At 53.9% G+C, this 24,508-nt stretch carries 18 protein-coding genes and 1 pseudogene; 13 read left to right on the top strand and 6 right to left on the bottom strand.

The genetic code is table 11. The features are described 5' to 3' along the window. Positions 1-55: 55 nt before the first annotated feature. Both lysA and lptM read right to left on the bottom strand, forming a co-directional pair. Positions 56-1,363, bottom strand: a complete 1,308-nt coding sequence (gene lysA, locus PY990_RS02535; protein ID WP_413789487.1) for a diaminopimelate decarboxylase — start codon at positions 1,361-1,363, stop codon at positions 56-58. A gap of 77 nt (positions 1,364-1,440) precedes the next feature. Further along, positions 1,441-1,548 (bottom strand): annotated as a pseudogene (gene lptM / locus PY990_RS02530) (LPS translocon maturation chaperone LptM); the annotation flags it as partial. Between lptM and cyaY the strand changes: the two are divergent. Then, on the top strand, positions 1,547-1,873 hold the full coding sequence (gene cyaY, locus PY990_RS02525; RefSeq protein ID WP_105028088.1) for an iron donor protein CyaY: 327 nt from the start codon (positions 1,547-1,549) through the stop codon (positions 1,871-1,873). The pseudogene lptM and the gene cyaY sit on opposite strands and share 2 nt — an antisense overlap. A gap of 6 nt (positions 1,874-1,879) precedes the next feature. Here the strand turns inward: cyaY and PY990_RS02520 are convergent, their stop codons facing one another. Continuing rightward, positions 1,880-4,357: a penicillin-binding protein 1A gene (locus tag PY990_RS02520; RefSeq protein WP_275270265.1), complete on the bottom strand. Its 2,478-nt coding sequence runs from the start codon at positions 4,355-4,357 to the stop codon at positions 1,880-1,882. Positions 4,358-4,537: 180 nt separating this feature from the next. Between PY990_RS02520 and PY990_RS02515 the strand changes: the two genes are divergently transcribed. The 11 genes from PY990_RS02515 to PY990_RS02465 all read left to right on the top strand — a co-directional run bounded on the left by PY990_RS02515 (position 4,538) and on the right by PY990_RS02465 (position 19,218). Beyond that, positions 4,538-5,506: a hypothetical protein gene (locus tag PY990_RS02515; protein ID WP_275270264.1), complete on the top strand. Its 969-nt coding sequence runs from the start codon at positions 4,538-4,540 to the stop codon at positions 5,504-5,506. Continuing rightward, positions 5,497-6,075 (top strand): PilN domain-containing protein, encoded by a 579-nt coding sequence (locus tag PY990_RS02510; RefSeq protein ID WP_275270263.1) that lies wholly within the window; start codon positions 5,497-5,499, stop codon positions 6,073-6,075. Before PY990_RS02515 ends, PY990_RS02510 begins: the two co-directional genes overlap by 10 nt. After that, positions 6,062-6,676 carry a type IV pilus inner membrane component PilO gene (locus PY990_RS02505; RefSeq protein ID WP_275270262.1) on the top strand — a complete coding sequence of 205 codons (615 nt, stop codon included), beginning with the start codon at positions 6,062-6,064 and terminating at the stop codon, positions 6,674-6,676. Before PY990_RS02510 ends, PY990_RS02505 begins: the two co-directional genes overlap by 14 nt. After that, positions 6,673-7,191 carry a hypothetical protein gene (locus PY990_RS02500; RefSeq protein ID WP_275270261.1) on the top strand — a complete coding sequence of 173 codons (519 nt, stop codon included), beginning with the start codon at positions 6,673-6,675 and terminating at the stop codon, positions 7,189-7,191. Before PY990_RS02505 ends, PY990_RS02500 begins: the two co-directional genes overlap by 4 nt. Next, positions 7,188-9,269: a type IV pilus secretin PilQ gene (locus PY990_RS02495; RefSeq protein WP_275270260.1), complete on the top strand. Its 2,082-nt coding sequence runs from the start codon at positions 7,188-7,190 to the stop codon at positions 9,267-9,269. Before PY990_RS02500 ends, PY990_RS02495 begins: the two co-directional genes overlap by 4 nt. A 49-nt stretch (positions 9,270-9,318) precedes the next feature. After that, positions 9,319-9,876: a shikimate kinase gene (locus PY990_RS02490; protein ID WP_335618241.1), complete on the top strand. Its 558-nt coding sequence runs from the start codon at positions 9,319-9,321 to the stop codon at positions 9,874-9,876. Continuing rightward, positions 9,873-10,967 carry a 3-dehydroquinate synthase gene (gene aroB, locus PY990_RS02485; protein ID WP_275270259.1) on the top strand — a complete coding sequence of 365 codons (1,095 nt, stop codon included), beginning with the start codon at positions 9,873-9,875 and terminating at the stop codon, positions 10,965-10,967. Before PY990_RS02490 ends, aroB begins: the two co-directional genes overlap by 4 nt. After that, positions 10,940-12,103 (top strand): deoxyguanosinetriphosphate triphosphohydrolase, encoded by a 1,164-nt coding sequence (locus tag PY990_RS02480; protein ID WP_371815435.1) that lies wholly within the window; start codon positions 10,940-10,942, stop codon positions 12,101-12,103. Before aroB ends, PY990_RS02480 begins: the two co-directional genes overlap by 28 nt. Before the next feature lie 12 nt (positions 12,104-12,115). Then, positions 12,116-12,820: a hypothetical protein gene (locus PY990_RS02475; RefSeq protein WP_275270258.1), complete on the top strand. Its 705-nt coding sequence runs from the start codon at positions 12,116-12,118 to the stop codon at positions 12,818-12,820. Positions 12,821-12,976: 156 nt separating this feature from the next. Beyond that, a complete protein-coding gene (locus tag PY990_RS02470) occupies positions 12,977-17,701 on the top strand; it encodes a glutamate synthase-related protein (RefSeq protein ID WP_275270257.1) in 4,725 nt (1,574 codons plus the stop codon). Positions 17,702-17,730: 29 nt separating this feature from the next. Then, a complete protein-coding gene (locus PY990_RS02465; protein WP_275270256.1) occupies positions 17,731-19,218 on the top strand; it encodes a glutamate synthase subunit beta in 1,488 nt (495 codons plus the stop codon). Positions 19,219-19,284: 66 nt separating this feature from the next. On the opposite strand, the gene PY990_RS02460 is transcribed toward PY990_RS02465, so the two are convergent. Together PY990_RS02460 and PY990_RS02455 are read right to left on the bottom strand one after the other, a co-directional pair. Beyond that, positions 19,285-19,899, bottom strand: coding sequence for a hypothetical protein (locus PY990_RS02460; RefSeq protein WP_275270255.1), 615 nt, complete (start codon positions 19,897-19,899; stop codon positions 19,285-19,287). 308 nt (positions 19,900-20,207) lie between these two features. Continuing rightward, positions 20,208-21,104 carry a mechanosensitive ion channel family protein gene (locus tag PY990_RS02455; protein ID WP_275270254.1) on the bottom strand — a complete coding sequence of 299 codons (897 nt, stop codon included), beginning with the start codon at positions 21,102-21,104 and terminating at the stop codon, positions 20,208-20,210. A 36-nt stretch (positions 21,105-21,140) separates the two neighbouring features. Here PY990_RS02455 and PY990_RS02450 point away from each other — a divergent pair, with 36 nt between their 5' ends. Beyond that, on the top strand, positions 21,141-21,557 hold the full coding sequence (locus tag PY990_RS02450; RefSeq protein WP_275270253.1) for a hypothetical protein: 417 nt from the start codon (positions 21,141-21,143) through the stop codon (positions 21,555-21,557). On the opposite strand, the gene uvrA is transcribed toward PY990_RS02450, so the two are convergent. Continuing rightward, a complete protein-coding gene (gene uvrA, locus PY990_RS02445) occupies positions 21,558-24,440 on the bottom strand; it encodes an excinuclease ABC subunit UvrA (protein WP_275270252.1) in 2,883 nt (960 codons plus the stop codon). It abuts the gene before it with no gap. Positions 24,441-24,508: the final 68 nt, after the last annotated feature.

Raw genomic sequence — 24,508 nt, 5'->3', positions numbered from 1 at the left:
AAAAAAGCCCCGGTTCGATTGAATCGGGGCTTTTTTCTTTCATACCTGGATGTGATTAAACGTCGAGTTCCGGGCGAAGCTGGTCTTCGATGGATTCTCGACGGCGAATCAAGGTAACTTTGCCGTTTTCCAAAAGTACTTCGGCTGCACGGCCACGGCTGTTGTAGTTCGATGCCATGGTTTGGCCATAGGCACCCGCTGACAAAATGGCAAGGTAGTCGCCCTGTTCAATGGCCAGTGTGCGGTTTTTCGCCAGCCAGTCGCCCGATTCACACACCGGGCCTACCACATCGTATTCTTGCGCCGTAGCATGGGGATTGTTTTGTACAGCCACCACACCGTGGAACGCTTTGTACATCGCCGGGCGCATCAGGTCGTTCATGGCGGCGTCTACAATCGCGAAGTGTTTGCCTTCATTTTCTTTCAGGAATTCGACCTGGGTCAGCAAAACCCCCGCGTTGCCCACAATGGAGCGTCCGGGTTCGAATGACAAGGTGGGCATGCCGCGACCCTTGGCATGAGCCCAGCTTTGAACTTTGCTGATTAATTTGGGTAGTACTTCAGCCGGTGTGGGTGGTGTTTCGTCCAGATAACGAATGCCGATGCCGCCACCCAGGTCGAGGTGGTTGATTTCAATGCCGTCGGCTGCCAATTGGTCAAGCAATGCCAGCACCCTGTCAAGCGCATCGAAATAGGGGCTTGCATCCGTGAGTTGAGAGCCAATGTGGCAATCGATGCCGTGCACATTCAACCACGGGTGTGAATTGGCAAATTGATAAACCCGCTTGGCCGCGTTCATCGACACGCCAAATTTATTTTCTTTCAGGCCCGTGGAAATATAGGGGTGGGTTTTTGCATCGACATCGGGATTCACACGCAACGACACATTGGCTTTCCGTTGCAATTTCTCGGCAACCAGGGCCACGCGCTCCATTTCGGCTTCAGATTCCACATTGAAGCAGCCCACGCCTTGCCCCAGCGCATACTCAATTTCCTGCATGGATTTGCCCACGCCCGCGAACACGGCCTTTTCAGGTGCGCCACCCGCCGCGATGACACGTGCCAGTTCACCGGCAGACACAATGTCGAACCCAGCACCCTCTTGGGCCAGCAATTTCAGAATGTGAATGTTGGAGTTGGCTTTGACCGCGTAGCAGATGGTGACGTGGGCTAGACCCTGACAGGCGCTGGCGTATGCACGATAAGCCGCTTTGATGGAAGAGGCGGAATACACATACAAGGGTGTTCCGAATTCCTGCGCCAAACCGGAAAGCTCGGTGCTCTCGAATTGAAGTTCTCCACTGGCTGTGTCGAACTGCAAGTGGGGGTTGAGATCGCTGGGATTCACTGAGTTGTTTTGCACGGTAAAATTGCTCGAAAATTGTAGGTTTAGCGGTTTTGCTGTTGTTCAGGTTTGTCGTAGCCAGCGGGTTTGGGCAGGGGTGCGGGCGGCTCGGGCAAATAAAGTGGTCCGCGTTGGCCGCAAGCATTCAGGCCCAGTGCAAACAGGGTGACAATGGCCAATGTTCTTAGAGGTGATTTTTTCATGACAGACACAGAATTCCAGGCGGTGGTGGATGCCACCTTGGTTCAAGTAGAAGAGTATATTGAATCCTTGGTCGATACGCTGGACCTTGATGCAGATTCAATGCGCTCGGGCAATGTATTAACCCTTGATTTTGAAGACAAAGGCAAGATGATTTTAAACAGCCAGGTGGCCAATCACGAGTTGTGGCTGGCTGCAAAATCGGGTGGTTTTCATTATCAGTATGCCAATGGCGAATGGCTGGATACCCGCAGCAAAACGCCCTTCAAAACCCACTTTGTTGAACTGCTGAGTGGCCAATTGGGGCAGAACTGCCCCAATTTCTAAGTTCTTTTAATTGTTGCCGAACAGCCGTTCAATATCATCCCGCGGCTGCTCTCGTGGACGGGCGGGTGCCGCGTGGCTGGTGCCATCACCGGCGGTGGGGTTGCCACTGATGGGTGCTTCACCGCTGCCCTCGAGCATGCCGCCCAAGCCCTTCAGGAAGTTAAACAGACTCGGAATGTCGTCACCACCACCGTTCACATCGATGCGCCCCACGCCGTTGCCCGGTGTGTATTCGGAGTAGTAATAATTCCCGTCAATGTATTCAATGCCTGGGGGGACCACTTGTGGTTTTTCTGGTGAATCAGCCAGCGCCACTTTCATGTAATCAATCCAGATTGGCAAGGCCAGGCCTCCACCGGTTTCGCGGGCACCCAGGTTGCGGGGTTGGTCGTAGCCAACCCAGGCCACCGCTGAAATATCGCTGTTGTAGCCTGCGAACCATGCATCATGGCTGTCGTTAGTGGTACCTGTTTTGCCAACAATGTCTCCCCGGTTGAGCACTTTGGCCCGGGTGGCTGTGCCGCGCTCGACCACTTCACGCAGCAGGCGGGTTGTCAGGAATGCATTGCGGGCATCGATTACACGGTTGGCTTCCTCGCCTGCAACAGCGGGGCGCGCACGGGCGACAATTCGACCGGTGCCATCGGTGATTTTTTCAATCAAATAGGGTTTTACGCGGTAACCCGAATTGGCAAATACGGCAAACGCGCTGGCCATTTGAAGAGGGTTTGTGGTGACAGCGCCCAAGGCCATGGTGAGGTAGGGTGGCACATTCGCAGCAGGAAAGCCGAACTGTGTGGCCCAACGCTGGCCGTATTGTGGGGTAATTTCTTGCAGTACCCGGATGGATACCATGTTTTTCGACTTGGCCAGGCCTTCTTTGAGCAACATGGGGCCGTCGTACTTTCCGTCGTAGTTCTTTGGGCTCCAGTCCTTGCCACCCGGGGTGTCGGCTGGCACAAAAATGGGTTCATCGGCCACCAGTGTGGTTGGTGTGATTCCCTTTTCAAGTGCAGCAGAATACACAAACGGCTTGAATGCCGAGCCCGGTTGGCGGGTGGCCTGGGTGACATGGTTGAATTTGTTGCGAGAAAACTCGAACCCACCGGACAGGGCGCGGATTGCGCCGTCTTTGGGGCTGATGGCAATAAACGCAGCTTCCACTTCAGGCAATTGCGTCAGCATGGGGGGCTGGTCTTTGCGTTTTAAAATACGCACAACAGCACCGCGTTTCAGTCGTTTGTTGGCAGGCGCGCGTTCATTTAACCAGCTTTCTGCGGGCTTCAGGCTGGTGCCTGTCAGTTTTAGCGGCTCCCCTGCGCCCTGCGATACCACCACTTCAGTGGGACTGGCTGATAGCACCACTGCGCTTTGTAAAAAACCGTAGTCGGTGTAGTCGCTGATGTTGTCACCGATGACTTCTTCGGCTTCTTTTGGGTCGTTCGGCAGTTCAATGTAGCCTTCCGGGCCACGGAAGAATTGACGCAGTTCATAGTCCATCACGCTGTTGCGCAAGGCGCGCTGGGCGGCACGCTGTTCTTTTGCAATCAAGGTTGTGGTTACGGTGATGCCCGAGGTATAGGCCTCTTCGCCATACATTTCAACCACGGCCTGGCGTGCCATTTCAGCTGCGTAGTCGGCATTGATGGTCAGGCCTGTCGTGGCCTCGATGTCATCGCCGTTGGCTTTGCGATTGCGGTACACCAACTCGGTGTTCAAGGCTTCTTCAAATTGTGCATCGTCGAGATACTCGAGGTCGTTCATGCGGCGTAGTACATACTCCTGGCGCACACGGGCACGGCTTGGATTCACAATTGGATTGTAGGCAGAGGGCGCTTTGGGCAAACCAGCCAACATGGCTGCTTCTGCGGCATTGATGTCGCGCAGCGGTTTGCCGAAATACACTTGTGAGGCAGATTGAAAACCGTAGGCGCGTTGGCCCAGGTAAATCTGGTTGATATAAAGCTCCAGAATTTCGTCTTTGCTCAGGCTGCCTTCAATCTTGTAGGCCAGCAGTACTTCATACAACTTGCGGGTCCAGGTTTTGTCTCGGGTCAGGAAGAAATTGCGGGCGACCTGCATGGTAATGGTGCTGGCGCCCTGTGTGCGCCCGCCCGAGGTGACGTTGGTCACCAAGGCCCGTGCAACACCCATGAAGTCGATGCCGCCGTGCTCGTAGAACCGATCGTCCTCGGCCGCCAAAATGGCTTGTTGCATCACCAAGGGCACCTCGGTAATGTCGACTGGGCGGCGGCGTTCTTCACCAAATTCACCGATGAGTACGCCATCGGTAGTCAACACGCGCAGCGGCACTTTGGGTCGGTAATCGGTCAGGGTATCGAGGTCGGGTAACTTGGGGAAAATAAGTGCCAAGGCCACGCCCACGAGCAGCGCGCCAGACACGCCCAAGCCGATCAGTACGGTGAGCGCGGTCGCAATGAAGCCATCGGAGTGGTGCTTGAGGCGGATTTTGTTTGAATTCACAGGTCGGAACAGGATAGGTGTTGGTGGCTACATTGTATCTGCCAACGCACGGGAATTTCCGATCGTTGACTCTAGTGGTGAATTCGTGCTCTCCCCCTAGTGGTTGTACCCCTCCAATGAGGGTTAGCTGGCTCCGCTGAATTCTCTACCCTGAAGCTCTACCTTGCTCAGGGTTCATTCATGAAATCAGTTCGAAAGTGGTTTTTCAGCCTACACGCAGGCGCGGCCCATGCCTTGTCCATCTCGTTCAGTGGGGGCAGGTGGCGGTGGGTTTACGGAGAAATTGAGCGCCAGGGCTGCCTGTCATTTAAGTCGATTCGTGCATCGGGTGGCGGCACCCTGGAGCTAGTCCCTCAGGATGATGCTTTGTTGAGCGCGGTATCCCTGGAGCAAGCGATCGTGGCTGCGATTCGAGAGCTACCGCCCACGCTGACCAAGCCGCAGTTCGTGGTGGTTTCTGTGCCTTCCAAACATGCGTATTTGGGGGAGATTGGCGTGGCCAAGGATGAGCGCGAGAACTTGATTCGTTTTCAGATTCAGGAATTGATGGAGGCCGCTGCAGGGGAATCGGAGCGTGAGGCTGCTTTTGATTGGCAGGTGAAGGCAGAACTGTCAGATGGCAGTGTCAGCCTTGCTGTTGCAGGGATTGACCAAAAACAGGTTGATGAAATCATGCGTGCCTGTCAGTCCTGTGGCTTGACCTGTTTGGGAATTACGCTGGACACCGTGGCTGCTATGAATGGCTATTTGCAGATGGCTCCTGCTGCATTGAAGTCGGCAGATATCCGTTTTCTGTTGCATGGTGAACTGTCTCGCCACCATGTTCGATTGGCTGTTTTCTCTCAAGGCGTGCTGTTCAATGAAAGCTGGGAGCACAGCGAGGAGGGCTTCTCGGTGGTGCAGGCAGTTTCTGCGTTGGAGCGCCTTGTATCGACCTGGACACGGGACGATGCCCCTGAGGAGGTTGCTTCGGTTCGCCTGATTCTTGGAGGCGAGCTGATGTATGCAAAAGGGTGTGAGTCAACTGCCAAACGCAGCCAAACCCTGTCACCTCGCTTGATTGATATTTCTCCCCGAAAAGAATTGCAAGGACGATGGCATGACGACGTGGTGCCATTCGGTGCGTTGGAGGCGATGCCATGCGAGTAATTCTATTCAATCTTTACCCTTACCGGGTGTTGCGTGAGACACGCAGAAAACGCCGATTCATGGCCGAGTTGACGGCGGGTGTAGTGCTCGGTTTGGGTGCCTGCTACGCCATTGGCAGTGAATTTAGCGCGCGCGTGGCAAGACAAGAGGTATTTCTTGGCAATTTGAGCGCGATGGAGTCGGAAATGGCGACACGCGTGGCGGAGGTTCAAGCCATGAAAGACAGGGTGACGGTGTTGAATCGCCAGGTGAGTGCTTTGGAGGCGGTGGAAAAAGAATCGATTCTTGCTAGCCGCTGGGTTTCTTTCCTTGACGGGACGGTGCCTTCCAATGTGTCGATGACGCGTTTGTTTGTGAGCAAAGACGTGCTGATCATCAACGGCTTTACAGATGCGGTGTCAAGCTTGGCGCAGTGGGTGGACCAAATGGAGGCTGGCAACAGCCTGTTCGAATCTGTCGACCTGGTATCGGTCACTGAGCCGAAGCAGACGGTCAAGGGTGTGGTGGACAACCGCCACCTGTTTGAGATCAAGGCTATTTTGCGAGGTGCTGAGCATGCGCCTCGATGAGATGAGTTTTCGGGACTTGGCCGATGAACTGCCCTTGCTTCCCTGGTCAAAAAGGCTGTTGTTGATTGGGGGGCTTTGGTTGGTGTTTTTGGTGCTGGGCTTTTTTCTGTTCTGGAAAGACACGTTAACCATAAGCACACAACTTGAAACCAATATTCAGGAATCTTTGGCACGCCTGGATACGCAGTCGCGTTTGTTGCTAGACCGACCTGCGATTGAGGCTGAATTGGCTCAACTGGAGGTGCAATTGCCTTTGCTGAAAATGGCATTGCCCTCTGAGCGTGAACTGGCCTCGCTTCTGGAACGTATCAATGAAGTGATTCTGGATCACGGGTTAAAGCTTGCCGAGTTTACGCCCAAAGAGCCATTGAGTCGCGAAGTGATGCGTGTGGTGCCCGTGACAGTCAGTGTGCGTGGTGATGGCGATGCAATTTCACGTTTGCCGAATTACATTGCCGCACTTAGCCGCCAGGTAAGTTTGAAGGAGTTTGACATGGCGTATTTGCCGGATGAGGGTGGTTGGAAAATGACCGGTGAGCTGAATGCCTTTGCACAACTGCCCTTGAATACACCGCAAACCGTGGAGGTCGAAAACCCATGATGGACTTTCTCTTTTCGATACTGCTGGTGCCCTTTTTTCCTGAATTGGGAGATCCCCAGGACAATCACGCCGTGGCCATGGCGGAGTTGGGGCAACGCCTGAACGCGGGTCAGAGACAAGCTGGGAATGTATCTGAGCCTGAGGATTCAAGCGCGTTACAACACACGGGCAACTTGAGTGTTCGTGCAGCAGATTTACCGCCGATCACCGGTCGTTTGTTTCAATGGTCGAGTACCCAATGGGGCGATGAAGCCGATCGGCGCGCAGCCGTTAATTTGTCGGCGGAATCGTTACGCCTGACGGGTTTGATTGAGTCGGCTGGTCAACGTGTTGCCATTCTGAATGACGGGCAAGTCGACCATGTTGTTGGGGTGGGCAGTTACGTGTTGGGCACCTACAAAGTGACCTCTTTTGGACCGGGACAGGTTGTGCTGTCGCGAATAGACTCCAGGGCGGGAGAAAAGCGCCTTGAACTGAACTTGATGCCAGTGAACATACCCGAGGATGCTCAATGAACAATCAACTATTTAATGCTGGGTTTGTGCGAACTTGTTTTAAGGCAGTTGCGCTGGCAGCGGGTTTGCTAATGCATCTTCAAGTCCATGCCCTGGCGGTGGTGGACGCCAAACTGGAAGAGTTGGCCGACCAGGCTCGCGTTACCCTGTTTTTTGATCAGGATTTCGATGGCAAATTGGGCTTGTTCCGGATTGCAAACCCTGCCCGACAGGTGCTTGATTTTCCCGTCGAATTGGGTAACAGCACGCTACCCATGGCTTTTCCCTCGGGCAGCAGAATCAAAAAGGCCCAGCTGATCGCGGCGGGCGGAAAAACCCGATTGGTGTTTGAGTTGGCGCAAAATTACGAAGTACGGCTTAATCAAAAAGACCGCGCAATTGAGCTGACATTCTCCGGACCAAAACCCTTTCAGCCCAACGGGGGGCAGGCAGCGGTGCTGTCTGAGCAAAGTGAGCTCAAAGACACTGTTGCGCAGATCATGGGCAAGCCTGCAATAATTGCAGAAGGCCCGGTCATGAAAGCCTGGAAGCTGGACAAAGTGGCCGGGAAATGGGTGCTTAGGCTGGAGTTCGATCGGCCCGATATCGTAGCGGACGCGGTGCTGCTGAACGACCAGTTGAAAGTCAGGTTCGCTAATGCGCAACTTGCTTCGGGTGTTGCGCGGCAATTGCAAACCACTGGAGATTCACCGATTGCCATGGCGGAGTTGAAACCTGGAGATTTGGCATTGACTGTTCAGATGAAACTGAATGGTGCCACGCACCTGGTGCGTCAACGCGGACCAGTGGTGGAGGTTGAGCTAAGCCCGACGCAAAACATGGCTATACAAACAAAGGCAATTGAACTGAAGCCCGCAAACTCAGAGCAAAGTGTGGTGGCCCGATACATAGGCCGCCCAATTACGCTCGACTTCAAGGATGCCGATATACGCACCGTGATGCAGGTGTTTGCCGACTTTACAAAAATGAACCTGGTGTTGAGCGACTCGGTTCAGGGCAAGGTGACGGTGTTTCTTAAAGATGTACCGTGGGACCAGGCGCTGGACATTGTGATGCGCTCCAAAGGTTTGGTGTCGAGCCAGTCGGGCAATGTGTTGTTGGTGTCCACGCCCACGGATGTCACCAACGATCAGTTTCAAACCGCCAACCGCCGTGCTCAGGACGAAATGGAGCCCTTGGTGTCCAAGGTGTTTCAGGTGAGTTACCAGAAAACGGCCGACTTGGTGGGTTTGATCAAGTCGGAGGATTCCAAACTGTTGTCGGCTCGAGGCACCTTGATTTCAGATGAGCGCACCAGCCAGATTTTCGTTCAAGACACGCCCACCCGGCTTGAGCGCATCAGCATGATCGTCAATGGTCTGGACAAACCTGTGAAGCAGGTGATGATTGAGGCGCGTGTTGTGCTTGCAGATACCTCGGTGTCTCGAGATTTGGGCATCAGGTTGCGGGCTTTGTCAGCTAGGGCCGACCCGGGTTTTGATGATGTTGGCGATCAGTTTGGCAGCGGTAATTTCGTGAATACCGGCGTTGAAAACACAGCCAATCTGGGCTACACCCTGTTCAATGCCAATTCAACGCGATTAATCAATCTGCAGCTTCGGGCGCTTGAAATTGAAAACAAGGTGCGCACGGTGTCCAATCCCCGCGTGATTACCTCGAACAAAGAACCTGCCTTGATTGAGCAGGGTACTGAAATTCCTTACCAAATTGCCACTAGCAGTGGTGCCACTGCCACCGAGTTCAAGGAGGCCAATTTGAAGCTTGCCGTGACGCCGCAAATTGCACCCGACGGCACCGTGCTGCTGGATGTGGATGTTGCGAAAGACTCCATTGGAATAGAAACTTCCAACGGACCTGCGATCGACACCCGCCGGGTGAAAACTAAAGTTCTAGTGAGCGACGGAGGCACAGTGGTCCTGGGTGGTATTTTCGAAGAAGATGACAATGTGCTGAATGACAAAACCCCGTTTCTGGGTGATATCCCGGGGTTGGGTGTCTTGTTTCGTGGCAAAAATGAATCCAAGCGCCGTGCTGAATTGTTAATCTTTTTGACGCCGGTTGTGCTTACAAGCCAATAGCACATGCTTTACCGTACAATGATTTGATTGTTCACAAAGACTTAACGAAGTGTCTAATCAATGCATTGTGCTGGTGGGCATGATGGGTGCCGGCAAAAGCACAGTCGGCAAGGCCTTGGCCAAGCATCTGTCCTGGGAATTCACTGACACCGATCACCTGATCGAGCATCAAACAGGTGTCAGCATTCCCGTTATCTTCGAGATTGAAGGCGAGGCCGGTTTTCGTCGACGAGAATCGACTGCACTGGCCAGCTTTGTTGGCCGGGAAAGGCAGGTGATCGCCACCGGCGGCGGCATCGTGCTGGCGCCAGAAAATCGTGAACTTCTGAAGCAAATTGGTGCCGTGGTGTATTTAAGCGCCTCGGCGGCTGAATTGTACCAACGCACTCGGATGGACAAGAACCGCCCCTTGCTGCAAGGCCCCAACCCCCGCAAAAAAATTGAAGAATTGCTGGCAGCGCGATTGCCTTTGTACAAACAGTGCGCCGATGTGGTCGTTGAGACTGGCAGGCAACCTGTTTACCAAATTGTGAACAAAATCAGCCATGCGTTAAAATTGGGCCAAAAGGCGCCCGACACTGAACAGAAGGCCACCGGAACAGAATGAGTCAATACACCCTTGAAGTTGATTTGGGCGAACGCAGTTACCCCATTCACATTGGCGCGGGCCTGCTAGACAAGGCTGCCCTTTTTCAGCCCCATGTGGCGGGTAAAACCGTGATGATTTGTACCAACACCACGGTAGGGCCGTTGTATGCAGAACATTTGAAAGCCACGTTGCAGCAAGCAGGTGCGAAACTGGTACATGTGGTCAGCCTGCCGGACGGCGAGGAATACAAAGACTGGCCCACCTTACAGCGGGTGTTTGATGCCTTGTTGCAAAATCACTGCGACCGCAAAACCGTGCTGGTGGCGCTGGGCGGCGGTGTGATTGGGGACATGGGCGGCTTTGCGGCGTCCGCCTTCATGCGCGGAATTCCCTTCATTCAGGTGCCCACCACTTTGCTGAGTCAGGTGGACAGTTCGGTGGGTGGAAAAACCGGTATCAATCACCCGCTGGGCAAGAACATGATTGGCGCGTTTTACCAGCCGCAAATGGTGTTGACCGATATCTCTACCCTGAACACCTTGCCGGATCGCGAACTGAGTTGCGGCCTGGCTGAAATCATCAAGCATGGCGCAATTGCAGACACCGAATACCTGGACATGGTCGAGGCCAATATGCCCGCTCTGCTGAACCGTGATCCCGAGTTGCTGGCGCTCGTGGTGAAGCGTTCTTGCGAGATCAAGGCTGACGTGGTGTCGAAAGACGAGCGCGAAGGTGGCATACGCGCCATTCTTAATTTTGGTCACACCTTTGGTCACGCCATAGAAGCAGGTATGGGCTACGGTCAGTGGTACCACGGCGAGGCAGTGGGTTGCGGCATGGTGATTGCGGCCGACTTGTGCCGTCGCATGGGTCGTTTGAGTGCTGAGGAGTCTGCGCGTTTGAAGAAAATTGTCATTGATGCCCGGCTGCCAGCCATTCCGCCGCGCCTGGGTGTGGACAAGTTCATGGCGCTGATGGCGCATGACAAAAAAGCCGACTCCGGTTCCATCAAGTACGTGTTGCTCAATGGTTTGGGCGGGGCGTCCACTTCGCCTGCCGACGAGGCCCTTGTACGGCAAACATTGCAGGAAATGGGGGCAGGGGACTAACAGTGCGCAACTTTGAACTCAGTTTGGCCCCGTATGCAGTCAGTTCCACAAACACACGTGGTCGATTGCACCCTGAAAAAAGCCCGGAAGGCCGAACCGAATTTGAACGTGACCGCGACCGCATTATTCACAGTGCAGCGTTTCGTCGCCTTGAATACAAAACCCAGGTATTTGTAAACACCGAAGGTGATTTGTACCGCACACGCCTCACCCACAGCCTTGAAGTGGCACAAATTGCGCGCAGCATTTCCCGCAACTTGGGCTTGAACGAGGAGTTAACCGAGGCGGTGGCGCTGGCCCATGATTTGGGGCACACGCCCTTTGGCCACGCCGGGCAAGACGCACTCAATGAATGCATGGCCCCGCACGGGGGCTTTGAGCACAACCTGCAAAGCCTGCGGGTTGTGGATGAGCTGGAAGAGAAATATGCCAGTTTCAATGGCCTGAACTTGTGCTTTGAAACCCGTGAAAGTATTTTGAAACATTGCTCGAGGCCCAATGCAGAGAAGCTGGGTGAAGTAGCCGACCGTTTTTTAAGCAACCGCCGTCCGGTGCTTGAAGCACAAGTGACTAACCTGGCCGATGAAATCGCCTACAACAACCACGACATCGATGATGGTTTGCGTTCGGGGCTGATTACCCTGGAGCAAGCGGCCGAGGTTCCGCTGTTCAAAATACACCTGGACCGTGTGAAAACCCGTCACCCCAATATTGAAGGTCGCAGGCTGATTCATGAAACTGTGCGCGGCATTATCAATGCCTTGGTTCAAGATCTTTTGCATGAATCGGAGCGCCGAATTCAAGCCATGAAACCCACCTGTGTAGCCGATGTTCAATTGGCCGACAAGTTGATTGGTTTCAGCCCGGAAATGGCTGAGCTGAACCACGCCCTGAAGGTGTTTTTGCGCAAAGCCCTGTATCAACACTATCAAGTGTTGCGCGCCACGTTAAAGGCTCGTCGCGTGGTTCAGGAGTTGTTCCATATTTTCATGGATGATCCGCGCCTGTTGCCACCCCAGTTTTTTCAGCGTTCCGAAGCGGATATACCGCGCGCAATTGCGGACTACATTGCCGGAATGACTGACCGCTATGCCATGAAAGAGCACCAGCGCCTGACTGTGCCCGGCGTTCAGTAACACCAGCGCCCCATGGCTCGCCAAGCCCGACTGTTTATTCCTGGATGTCCCATGGTGCTGGAGTTACAGGGCATCGCCGGGCAGGACGTATTCAAAACCCGCGAGGCTTTTTCCTTGTTTCATGCCCAGTTGCCCCAAAGCGCTTCCGAAGAAGACGTGGCAATTCATGCATATTGCCTGGTGCCGGCAGGTGCATTGCTCATGATCAGCACTGCCCAGGCTGCCCAAGCCGGGCGTTTTGTACAAAACCTGAACCGGCATTTTTCGCCTGCTGTTCGGCAGGTGCAAGCAGTGCATTCCAGTGCGCTGTGGGAGCCCCGGTTTAAATCCACAGTGGTTCAGCCCGGTTTGCACAGCTTGAAAGCCTGCCTGTTTGTTGAGCAATTGGCCATGCGTGCGGCAGGTGCCCCTGATTTGGCCACTTATCCCTGGAGCAGTTTTGCTGCCCATGCCGGAGTGGTGAATGAAGCCTGGTTGGTTGATTTGCCAATTTATTGGCAACTGGGCAACACACCCTTCGAGCGTCAAAGCCGCTATAGGCAGTTCAGTGAACAAGGCCTTGGCGAGCACGACAGCTCAGCCCTTGCAGAATGCTTGCGCAAGGGGTGGCTTTGGAGCGATGATGTTTTTTGCGCGCAAATTCAAGAGCTTGCGAATCGACCGGCTCGCCCTCGGTCCCGCGGACGTCCAACAATAAAGAATCAAGGCACCGACTAGGTGCAAAAAACACGCTGATTTATTTTGTGTGTCCCTATTTATAATCCCCTGATTTTGATGGGGTGCAATAAATAGGGTCAGACCCCTTTTATTTTCCTTGAGAATCTTGCCGCGCTGCAGTAAAGTGACCAACGTACTGAAATCAGGGGCTTTTCCATGCAACAAGACATTAGAAAGATTGCCGAAGAAAAAGGCATGTACTCCGCCAGCAATGAACACGACGCCTGTGGCGTTGGTTTTGTGGCGCACATCAAAGGCAAGCGTACGCATGACATTATCGCGGGCGGCCTGAAAATTCTGGAAAACCTGGACCACCGTGGTGCCGTGGGTGCCGACCCATTGATGGGCGACGGTGCCGGTATCCTGATTCAGATCCCCGATGCCTTCTTCCGTGAAGAAATGGCCAAGCAGGGCGTAACACTGCCACCCGCCGGTGAATACGGCGTGGGCATGTTGTTCTTGCCCAAAGAAACAGCATCACGCATTGCTTGTGAGCAGGAAATCGAGCGTGCGATCAAGGCCGAAGGACAGGTGTTGTTGGGCTGGCGCGATGTGCCGGTGAATGCCGACATGCCCATGAGCCCCACCGTGCGCTTGAAGGAGCCGGTAATTCGCCAGGTGTTCGTAGGCCGTGGCCGCGACATCATGGTGACCGACGCGCTGGAACGCAAACTGTATGTGATTCGCAAGCGCGCAGTGCACGCCATCAAGAACCTGAACCTGGCGCACGGCACTGAATATTTCAGCCCCTCCATGAGCGCTCGTACCATTGTGTACAAGGGCCTGTTGTTGGCCAACCAGGTTGGCGAGTACTACCTCGACCTAAAAGATTCACGTTGCGTGTCGGCCTTGGCCTTGGTGCATCAGCGCTTTTCAACCAACACATTCCCGGAGTGGCCGCTGGCTCACCCCTACCGCATGTTGGCGCACAACGGTGAAATCAACACCGTGAAAGGCAACTTCAACTGGATGCGTGCACGTGAAGGCGTGATGAAGAGCGCCGTGTTGGGCGACGACCTGCAGAAACTGTACCCCTTGATTTTTGAAGGCCAGTCTGACACCGCCTGTTTCGACAATTGTCTGGAACTGCTGGTGATGGCAGGCTACCCGATTGCCCAGGCCATGATGATGATGGTGCCGGAAGCGTGGGAGCAGCACACCTTGATGGACGACAACCGTCGCGCCTTCTATGAGTACCATGCCGCCATGATGGAACCTTGGGACGGCCCTGCTGCCATGGCTTTCACCGATGGCAAGCAGATTGGTGCCACGCTTGACCGCAACGGCTTGCGCCCAGCACGCTACATCGTGACCGAAGATGATTTGGTTGTGATGGCTTCGGAATCGGGCACATTGCCAATTCCGGAAAGCAAAATTGTAAAGAAGTGGCGCCTGCAGCCCGGCAAAATGTTCCTGATCGACATGGAAGCTGGCCGCATTATTAACGACGATGAGTTGAAGAACCAGCTCAGCGCTGCCAAGCCATACAAGCAGTGGATTGATACCATTCGTGTGAAGCTGGACGAAGTGGAAGGTCAACCCGAGCCAATCGAACCCAATGAAACCTTGCTGGATCGCCAGCAAGCGTTTGGTTACACCCAGGAAGACCTCAAATTCCTGATGGCCCCCATGCTGCAAAACGGCGAAGAGGCCACTGGCTCCATGGGCAACGACAGCCCATTGGCGGTGATGTCCAACAAGCTCAAGCCGCTGTACAACTATTTCAAGCAGTTGTTCGCGCAGGTGACCAACCCACCAATCGACCCGATTCGTGAAAATCTGGTGATGAGCCTGAACAGCTTCATCGGCCCAAAGCCCAACCTGCTTGACCTGAACAACATCAACCCGCCCATGCGTCTTGAAGTGTCACAGCCTGTGCTCACATCGAAGGATATGGCGAAGATTCGCAACATTGAAGCCTTCACTGGCGGCAAGTTCACCAGCCATGAATTGAACATTTGCTACCCAGTTGCATGGGGCAAGGAAGGCATTGAAGCGCGCATCGCTTCCCTGTGTGCCGAAGCGCGTGATGCAGTCAAGAACGGTGTGAATATTTTGATCATCACCGACCGCATGATGAGCCGTGACAACGTGGCCATTCCTGCGCTGCTGGCTGTTTCCGCCATTCACCAGCATTTGGTGAAAGTGGGCCTGCGTACCAGCACTGGTTTGGTGGTTGAAACTGGTTCTGCCCGTGAAGTACACCACTTTGCCTTGTTGGCAGGTTACGGCGCAGAAGCCGTGCACCCCTACCTGGCCATGGAAACCATTGCTGATATGAGCAAAGGTTTGCCTGGCGACCTGAGCCCCGAAAAAGCGGTATACAACTACATCAAGGCGGTGGGCAAGGGCTTGATGAAAGTGATGTCCAAGATGGGCATTTCTACCTACATGAGCTACACCGGCGCGCAAATTTTTGAAGCGGTTGGTTTGAACCAGGCTTTCGTAGATGCCTACTTCGCTGGCACCCCCACCAAGGTAGAAGGCATTGGCGTGTTCGAAGTGGCTGAAGAAGCCATTCGCATTCACCAAGCCGCTTTCAGCCCCGACCCCGTGTTGGCCGGTGCTCTGGATGCGGGTGGTGAATACGCTTGGCGTACCCGTGGTGAAGAACACATGTGGACCCCTGATGCAATTGCAAAATTGCAGCATGCCACACGTTCAGGCACTTACAACACTTACAAGGAATACGCGCAGATCATCAATGATCAAAGCAAGCGCCACATGACCTTGCGTGGATTGTTCGAGTTCAAGATCGATCCTTCTAAAGCCATTCCAATTGAAGAAGTGGAAGCGGCTGAAGAAATCGTGAAGCGCTTCGCAACCGGTGCGATGTCACTGGGCTCGATTTCAACTGAGGCGCACTCCACCTTGGCAGTTGCCATGAACCGCATTGGCGGCAAAAGCAACACTGGTGAAGGCGGCGAAGATGAAAAGCGTTACAGCGCTGAACTGCGTGCAGGCCTTGAAAAGTTTGGTCCCGGCCAAGGTTTGATTCAAGACGGCGAGACACTGAAGAGCTTCCTTGGTGACGTGGTGGTTGCAGACTTCCCCTTGAAGAAGGGTGACTCACTGCGCTCACGCATCAAACAGGTTGCTTCAGGCCGTTTCGGCGTGACTGCTGAATACCTGACTTCGGCTGATCAAATCCAGATCAAGATGGCGCAAGGCGCCAAGCCTGGTGAGGGTGGTCAGTTGCCTGGTGGCAAGGTGTCCGATTATATCGGCAAGCTGCGCTATTCCGTGCCTGGTGTGGGCTTGATTTCTCCTCCCCCTCACCATGACATTTATTCAATCGAAGATTTGGCGCAGCTGATTCACGACCTGAAGAACGTGAACCCGCAAGCCTCGGTCTCGGTGAAGCTGGTGTCTGAAGTGGGTGTAGGTACAATTGCCGCGGGCGTATCGAAGGCCAAGGCTGATCACCTGGTAATCGCTGGTCAAGACGGTGGTACTGGTGCGTCGCCTGTTTCATCGATCAAGCACGCAGGTACCAACTGGGAACTGGGCTTGGCTGAAACACAGCAAACGCTGGTGCTGAACGGTTTGCGTGGACGCATTCGCGTGCAGGTTGACGGCCAAATGAAAACTGGCCGCGACGTGGTAATTGGCGCCATGCTGGGTGCAGATGAATTCGGCTTTGCCACCGCACCGCTGGTTGTTGAAGGCTGCATCATGATGCGCAAGTGCCACTTGAATACCTGCCCCGTGGGTGTTGCGACACAGAACCCTGAACTTCGCAAGAAATTCACCGGCAAGCCAGAGCATGTGGTGAACTACTTCTTCTTCGTGGCCAACGAAGTGCGCGAAATCATGGCGCAGCTCGGCATTCGCAAGTTCGACGACCTGATTGGCCGTGCGAATCTGCTTGACATGAAGAAAGGCATTTCACACTGGAAGGCCAAGGGCCTGGACTTCAGCCGCTTGCTGTGGGTACCAGAAGGCACCACAGAGCCGCTGTTGCACACAGGCAGCCAAGACCATGGTCTGGACAAGGCGCTGGACCAGAAGCTGATCCAACTGGCCAAGCCAGCTTTGGAAAAAGGCGAGCGCGTTTCCTTCATCACACCGATCAAGAACGTGAACCGCACTGCGGGTGCCATGTTGTCAGGTGAAGTGGCCAAGCGCTACGGTCACGCTGGCTTGCCAGACGACACCATTCACATTCAGTTCACAGGCACAGCAGGTCAATCATTCGGTGCATTCCTTGCGCATGGCGTGACTGCTGACTTGGTCGGTGAAGGCAACGACTACGTGGGCAAGGGCTTGAGTGGCGGTCGAATCATTGTTCGCCCCACCAACGACTTCCGTGGCCTTTCTGAAGAAAACATGATTGTCGGTAACACCGTGTTGTACGGTGCAATCGCAGGTGAAGCATTCCTGAGCGGTGTGGCGGGCGAGCGTTTCGCAGTTCGCAATTCAGGCGCTGCCGCGGTAATCGAAGGTACTGGTGACCACGGTTGTGAATACATGACCGGCGGTACTGTGGTTGTGCTGGGTGAAACTGGCCGCAACTTTGCTGCGGGTATGAGCGGTGGCATGGCCTATGTGTACGACATTGACGGCCTGTTCGCAAAACGCTGCAACATGGCGCAGGTTGAGCTGGAAGAAGTGGTGCCCGCAACCGAACAGGAAGCGCTGGGTAACCGCGAAATCTGGCACAGCCCTGCACGTGGTGCAGACCGTCAGCCTGACGAAGTGATTCTGAAGAGCCTGGTCGAACGCCATGCCCGTTACACCGGCAGCGAACGCGCCAAGGAAATTCTGGAAAACTGGGGCACCGAACGCAAGAAATTCGTGAAAGTATTCCCGACAGAATACCGACGCGCCCTGAAAGAACTGTACGTGGCAGCGCAGGCCAAACCTGCCGTGGCCGCTTGAGAACCAACCTGTTAGTGAGGATTTGAAAAATGGGAAAGGTCACAGGATTTATGGAGTTTGAGCGTTTGAAGGAAGCCAGCGAGGCTCCAGAAAAGCGCGTCAAGCACTACAAAGAATTTGTTATTACATTGAACGACGACGAAGCCAAAATTCAGGGTGCGCGTTGCATGGATTGCGGCATTCCGTTTTGTAACAACGGTTGCCCGGTCAATAACATCATCCCCGACTTCAACGACCTGGTTTACAAGCAGGACTGGAAGGCGGCGCTGCAAACTTTGCACAGCACCAATAACTTCCCAGAGTTCACGGGTCGTATTTGCCCAGCACCTTGTGAAGCAGCGTGTACATTGGGTATTCACGAAGAGCCCGTCGGCATCAAGAGCATTGAGCACGCCATCATCGACAAGGGCTGGGAAAACAACTGGGTGGTGCCACAGGTGCCAACACAGAAAACCGGCAAGAAAGTGGCTGTGGTGGGTTCAGGCCCCGCAGGCATGGCTGCTGCGCAGCAGTTGGCACGCGTCGGCCACGATGTGACCGTGTTCGAAAAGAACGACCGCATTGGCGGTTTGCTGCGTTATGGCATTCCCGACTTCAAGATGGAAAAGCACCACATTGATCGCCGTGTCGAGCAAATGCAAGCCGAAGGCGTGACCTTCAAGACAGGTGTATTTGTGGGCGAAAAGCTGGCCGAGGGTGGCATCACCAATTTGGCCAAGGAAACCATTACACCGAAAGAATTGATGGCTCAGTTTGACGCCGTTATTTTGACGGGTGGTTCAGAAGTGCCACGCGACTTGCCAATTCCTGGTCGTCAATTGAAAGGTGTTCACTTTGCGATGGAATTCTTGCCCTTGCAAAACCGCGTGAACGCTGGTGACAAGTTGAAAGACCAAATCATGGCCACGAAGAAAAGCGTGCTCGTGATTGGTGGTGGCGACACAGGTTCCGATTGCGTGGGTACATCCAACCGCCATGGTGCCAAGCAGGTGACGCAAATTGAATTGATGCCCCAGCCACCCGAAGAAGAAAACAAGCCGTTGGTTTGGCCTTACTGGCCCATGAAAATGCGTACCTCTTCTTCACACGAAGAAGGTGTGGCACGTGACTGGGCAGTCACCACCAAGGAATTCATCGACGATGGCAAAGGCAACGTAAAAGCGGCCAAATGCGCCAAAGTGGAATGGGTAAAAGACGAAGCCACTGGACAAATGAAGATGCAGGAAATTGCAGGTTCAGAGTTCATGGTTGAGGCGGACCTGGTGTTGTTCGCAATGGGCTTCACAAACCCGGCGAAAAGCATTCTCGACGCCTTTGGTGTAGAAAAAGACAACCGAGGAAACGCCAAAGCCACCACCGATGGCGAAGGCTGTTACCGCACCAACGTCGACAAGGTGTTTGCTGCAGGCGACATGCGTCGTGGTCAATCCCTGGTGGTGTGGGCCATTCGCGAAGGTCGCCAGGCCGCACGTGAAGTGGACGAGTTCCTGATGGGCGCGACTGTATTGCCGCGTTAATTCCCAGCCAGTTCTGCTTCGGAGATTGTTCCGCAAAACCGCTGTTGGTATGCCAACAGCGGTTTTTTATTGTTTGTAGCGAGAGTCTTTGAAACTGATGTCAAGATTGCCCTTGACGGTTTTCATATTGAACTTTTCCGGTAAAGGCCCCGAAAATTTGCGTGGTAAAAAAAAGAAAGGTGCAATCGTCCTGTCGCGGTTCAGCGCTTTGAACGTGAATCGCATGTCAGACGAAAAAGATTTTGGGGCTGAAAGGTAGCCAAATCGGACTCCTCGGTTAATTAATGCCTGAGCGAATTCTTCCAAAAATTGGCCTTTGCCGATGTCGCAAGCGGCCAACTTGATAACGCCGATTTCTTGCAAGCCACTGGCGACCACGCAATCGGCCAGCACGGCAGGGGTGTAATCCTCAAAATGGGTTTTGTTGCCGTGTCCAATGAAATCAAGGCGGTCATGGCGCGTAAGGTGAGCCAATGGACGTTGGCCATTTAGAACTTCACTCAATAAGTTGTTGGTCGAAAACACATTGGCTTTTCTGCCATTGGCGGTCAGATTAAATCGGTTGTGGGGCAAAACCTTGCGGGTATTGGCCAGGTTTCGGGCACTTTGGTCAACGACCAGGTCGGTGTTGCTGGAGACGACAGCACGTTGCCCGAATTTGAGCAAGTCGGGCTGCAACACTTGGGCTTGCAGGGCATCGGGATTGATGCATTTGTATAGGCACCGAGCCAGTCGGTGAGCGACGTTTGAGATCCGGGGCAGATTGCGCTGTACAGAGTTAATGCGCTCGTTCTGAATAGAATGCGCAATCTGTGCCGTATACGCCGAACGTTGATTGTTTAATGAGGGGCTATCCATTGTGGTCGAATATCGAATTCTGATATTCATTAAGTGGGATGTTCACGCCGAAAAGTTTCAGTTTGAACAGGTCGTAAAATAAGTCATCAAAAAAGCCGCTGGCAAAACCAGCGGCTTTTTCTTGCTTTTGATTAGCTCGACGAAATCTGCGCTGGCAGCTCCACAGCACCTCCACCACTTGGACACATGGTCACGTGAGGGAATGGAATTTCAATACCAACATTGTCAAACGCCGCTTTAATACGCTTGTTGTACTCTCGTCTCACAGCCCATTGCTCACCAGGCAGTGTTTTGAATCGCACACGGATCACTACTGCAGAATCGGCCAGTTGCTGCACACCAAAGGTCGACATGGGCTCTGTAATTTTCGAGCGCCATTCCTTGTCTTCAGCCAGTTCCGTTCCCACCTTTTGCATCACCTGGATGGACGCATCAATGTCTTCTTTGTAAGCAATGCCTACATCAATCATTGCATACGCGAATTCCATCGTGGAATTGGTGACGGAGTTAATTTGCCCGTTCGGTACAAAATGCACATTGCCTTCGGCGTCGCGCAAGCGTACGTAACGCAATGTCATGTTCTCTACCGTTCCGCTTTTGCCGCCTACTTCGATAATATCGCCCGCGCGAATCTGGTTTTCGATCAGCAAAACAATGCCTGTGAAGTAATCTTTCACCAAGCTTTGTGCGCCAAAGCCGACCGCCAAACCCACCACCCCAGCAGCAGCGAGCACCGGTGCAATTGAAATACCAATGGTCCCCAAGGCAATCAGCGCACCCATTAGCAAAATGACCACGTTGGCCACGTACTTCAGCACACGCATCAGGGTTTCGATTCGTTTTTGATCGTCAAGTGTTTTGCTGCGGGCCTGCATGCGCGTACCGACGCGATCGATTGCTGTTTTTACCAAGCGCAATACAATCAAGGCAACTACGATGACCAGAAAAAATTTTGCGGCTTGCAAACCAAGGTCCAGCAGCTTGGCTGGTTCGATGTATTTGAATAGGGTTTCGAGTTGCTCGTTCATGGTGCTCCCACTGCTAAAAAGAGCCACCTATTGTACATGACTGAAAAACTGACGATATTTCACAGGGGAACTCCTTCCCCAGCCTTCAGTTTAAGTAGACCCAATGATCTGGATGTGGTGGTTAGCCCCTCTGCCATGGACCGTCTGTCCGATCTTGATCACCTGGGCTTGAGTCAACTCGGGTTTAAGTCCGAGCCTGGAAACACAGAAAGCCTGAGCTGGGCAGGGCAGGGGCGTGAGTCACTGTTGGTGGATGTAGTGCCCGCCAAAAACAGCATCGCTGGTCGGGGTTTTGAACACCGGCAGATGCACGGAGGAGTCAATGTCATTCCGCTTCAAGCGCTGGTCGACAATTTAACCTACAGGGTACAAAGCGAACCGCTCAACGACCAGGCCCGCGGTGATCTCGCTCGTGGAATTGATTTGTTGAATGCAAACAAAGCGCGCGTTTAACTACAAGCCATTGGCGCGTTGTGCTTTGTCAGACTCGTCGTTGTAAAAGCGGGCCAAAAATTTTCCGGTGTGGCTGTTTGCATTTTTTGCAATGTCCATGGGTGTGCCTTCTGCAATCAGCATGCCGCCGTTGTCGCCACCTTCTGGGCCCATGTCCAGCACCCAGTCTGCGCATTTAATCACGTCAAGGTTGTGCTCAATCACCAGCACGGTATTGCCTTGTTCAACCAGCGGGTTCAATACTTTCAGCAACATGGCAATGTCATGAAAGTGAAGGCCAGTGGTGGGCTCGTCCAGTATGTACAAGGTTTTGCCGGTGTCGCGTTTCGACAGCTCAAGCGACAACTTCACACGCTGTGCTTCACCGCCCGACAGTGTCGTGGCCGACTGCCCGAGGCGAATGTAACCAAGACCCACATCAATCAGGGTTTGTAGTTTGCGCGCAATATTGGGTACGGCCGAGAACACTTCCAACGCTTGTTCAACTGTTAATTCCAGCACCTCGGCAATGCTTTTTCCACGGTATAAAATTTCAAGCGTTTCCCGGTTGTAGCGTTTGCCGTGGCATACATCGCAAGGCACATACAGGTCGGGTAAAAAGTGCATTTCCACTTTCACCACACCATCGCCCTGGCAGGCCTCGCAACGCCCACCTTTCACGTTGAATGAAAAGCGGCCCACATCGTAACCGCGCTCACGCGAGGCGGGCACGCCTGCGAACAATTCACGAATGGGCGTGAACAAACCTGTGTAGGTTGCCGGGTTGCTTCGGGGTGTGCGGCCTATCGGGCTTTGGTCAACCGCAATTACTTTGTCGAAATGTTCAAGCCCGCTGATGTGGCTGTGTGGTGCGCCTTCCTTGTGCGCACGGTTTAGCTGGTGTGCAGCCTCGGCCAACAGAGTGTCGTTGATCAGGGTTGATTTGCCTGAACCTGAAACACCCGTAACGCACACAAACAAACCCACCGGAATACTCGCGGTGACATCTTTCAAATTGTTACCGGTGGCATTGTGAATGGTCAGCATGCGCGCAGGGTCAGATTTGCGCATGGGGCTCAGACGTTCAATTTTTCGCTTGCCATTCAGGTACTGGCCAGTCAGCGATTCCGGGCTGGCCAGAATTTCCGCGGGTGTGCCTTGTGCAACCACCTGGCCACCGTGCTCGCCAGCGCCTGGACCCATGTCCACCACATAATCGGCGCAGCGAATTGCGTCTTCGTCGTGTTCAACCACCAGTACGGTGTTGCCCAAGTTCTTCAGGCGCAACAGGGTTTGTATTAGGCGGTCGTTGTCGCGTTGGTGCAAACCAATTGAGGGTTCGTCCAGTACATACATCACACCTGTTAGCCCTGATCCAATCTGACTGGCCAGTCGGATACGCTGGCTTTCGCCACCGCTTAGCGTATCTGCACTTCTGTTCAGCGTTAAATAGTTCAGGCCCACGTCGTTCAAAAACTGCAAACGCGCCTTGATCTCCACCACAATTTTTTCTGCAATTTGCCCTTTGGCGCCCTGCATTTGCATGGTTTCAAAATAACTCAGTGCTTTGTGAATGGGCAGCTCAGTGACCTGATGCAAGGCCTTGCGGTGTTCGTGTTCGCCAATGAATACATGGCGCGCACCGGTTTTCAGGCGTGAGCCTTGGCAGGCCTGACAGCTTCGCACTGCCATCAGCTTGCCCAGTTCATCACGCACCGCTGAAGAGTCGGTGTCGCGGTGGCGGCGCGTGAGATTGGGCAAAATGCCTTCAAAGGCATGGGTTTTGGCCACTGGTTTGCTGCGCTCACTCAAATACGTGAATGTAATTTGTTCGCTGCCAGAACCATACAACACCACCTGCTGCACATCTTCTGGCAACTCGTTCCAGGGCGATTCCGGGTCGAATCCATAATGTGCAGCCAAGCTTTGAATCATCTGGTAGTACAAGGCGTTGCGGCGATCCCAGCCGCTGATTGCGCCCGCAGCCAGCGAAATATCGGGGTGGGCCACCACGCGCAAAGGGTCGAAAAAGTTTTCATGGCCCAGGCCATCGCACACCGGGCAGGCGCCCGCCGGGTTGTTGAACGAGAACAAGCGAGGTTCCAGTTCGGTCAGGCTGTAGTCGCACACCGGGCAGGCAAATTTGCTGGAAAACACGGTTTCAGTGTTCGTGTCCAGGTTCACTGCGATGGCTTTGCCATCGCTTAGCCGCAGTGCAGTCTCGAAACTTTCCGCCAGGCGCTGGCGGGCATCCACGCGCACTTTCAGGCGATCAACCACCACGTCCAGATTGTGCTTGTGGTGTTTATCCAGCGGCGGGAGCTTATCCAGTTCCAGAATTTCGGGTGCCTCTTGTGGGCCCTTTTTCAGGCGAATGCGCACGAAGCCCTGCGCGCGCAGGTCGTTGAGCAAATCCACATGTTCGCCTTTTCGCTGGTTCAACACCGGCGCAAGAATCATGATGCGCGCTTCCTCGGGCCAACTCAGTACGGTGTCCACCATCTCTGAAACTGTCTGCACACTCAGTTCAAGGTCATGTTCAGGGCAGCGGGGTGTGCCGGCACGGGCAAACAGCAAGCGCAGGTAGTCGTGAATTTCAGTCACTGTGCCCACGGTGGAGCGCGGGTTGTGGCTGGTGGCTTTTTGCTCAATGGAAATAGCGGGGGACAGCCCCTCGATCAAATCCACATCGGGTTTTTCCATCAACTGCAAGAACTGGCGGGCGTACGCGGACAAACTTTCCACGTAACGGCGTTGCCCTTCGGCATACAAAGTGTCGAAAGCCAAGCTGGATTTGCCAGAGCCAGACAGCCCGGTCAGCACCACAAGCGAGTCGCGCGGCAGGTCAAGCGAAATGTTTTTCAGGTTGTGGGTTCTAGCGCCACGAATGCGTATGGAGTTCATGCGGTACAACAAATGGAATCAGCGGCCAACCTGATACTATAGACGGTTTCCCGGAATAAGACATCTGC

The sequence above is a fragment of the Limnobacter olei genome, from assembly GCF_029087225.1.
Classification (GTDB): Bacteria; Pseudomonadota; Gammaproteobacteria; order Burkholderiales; family Burkholderiaceae_B; genus Limnobacter; species Limnobacter olei.
This window is presented reverse-complemented; position numbering and strand designations above follow the sequence as displayed.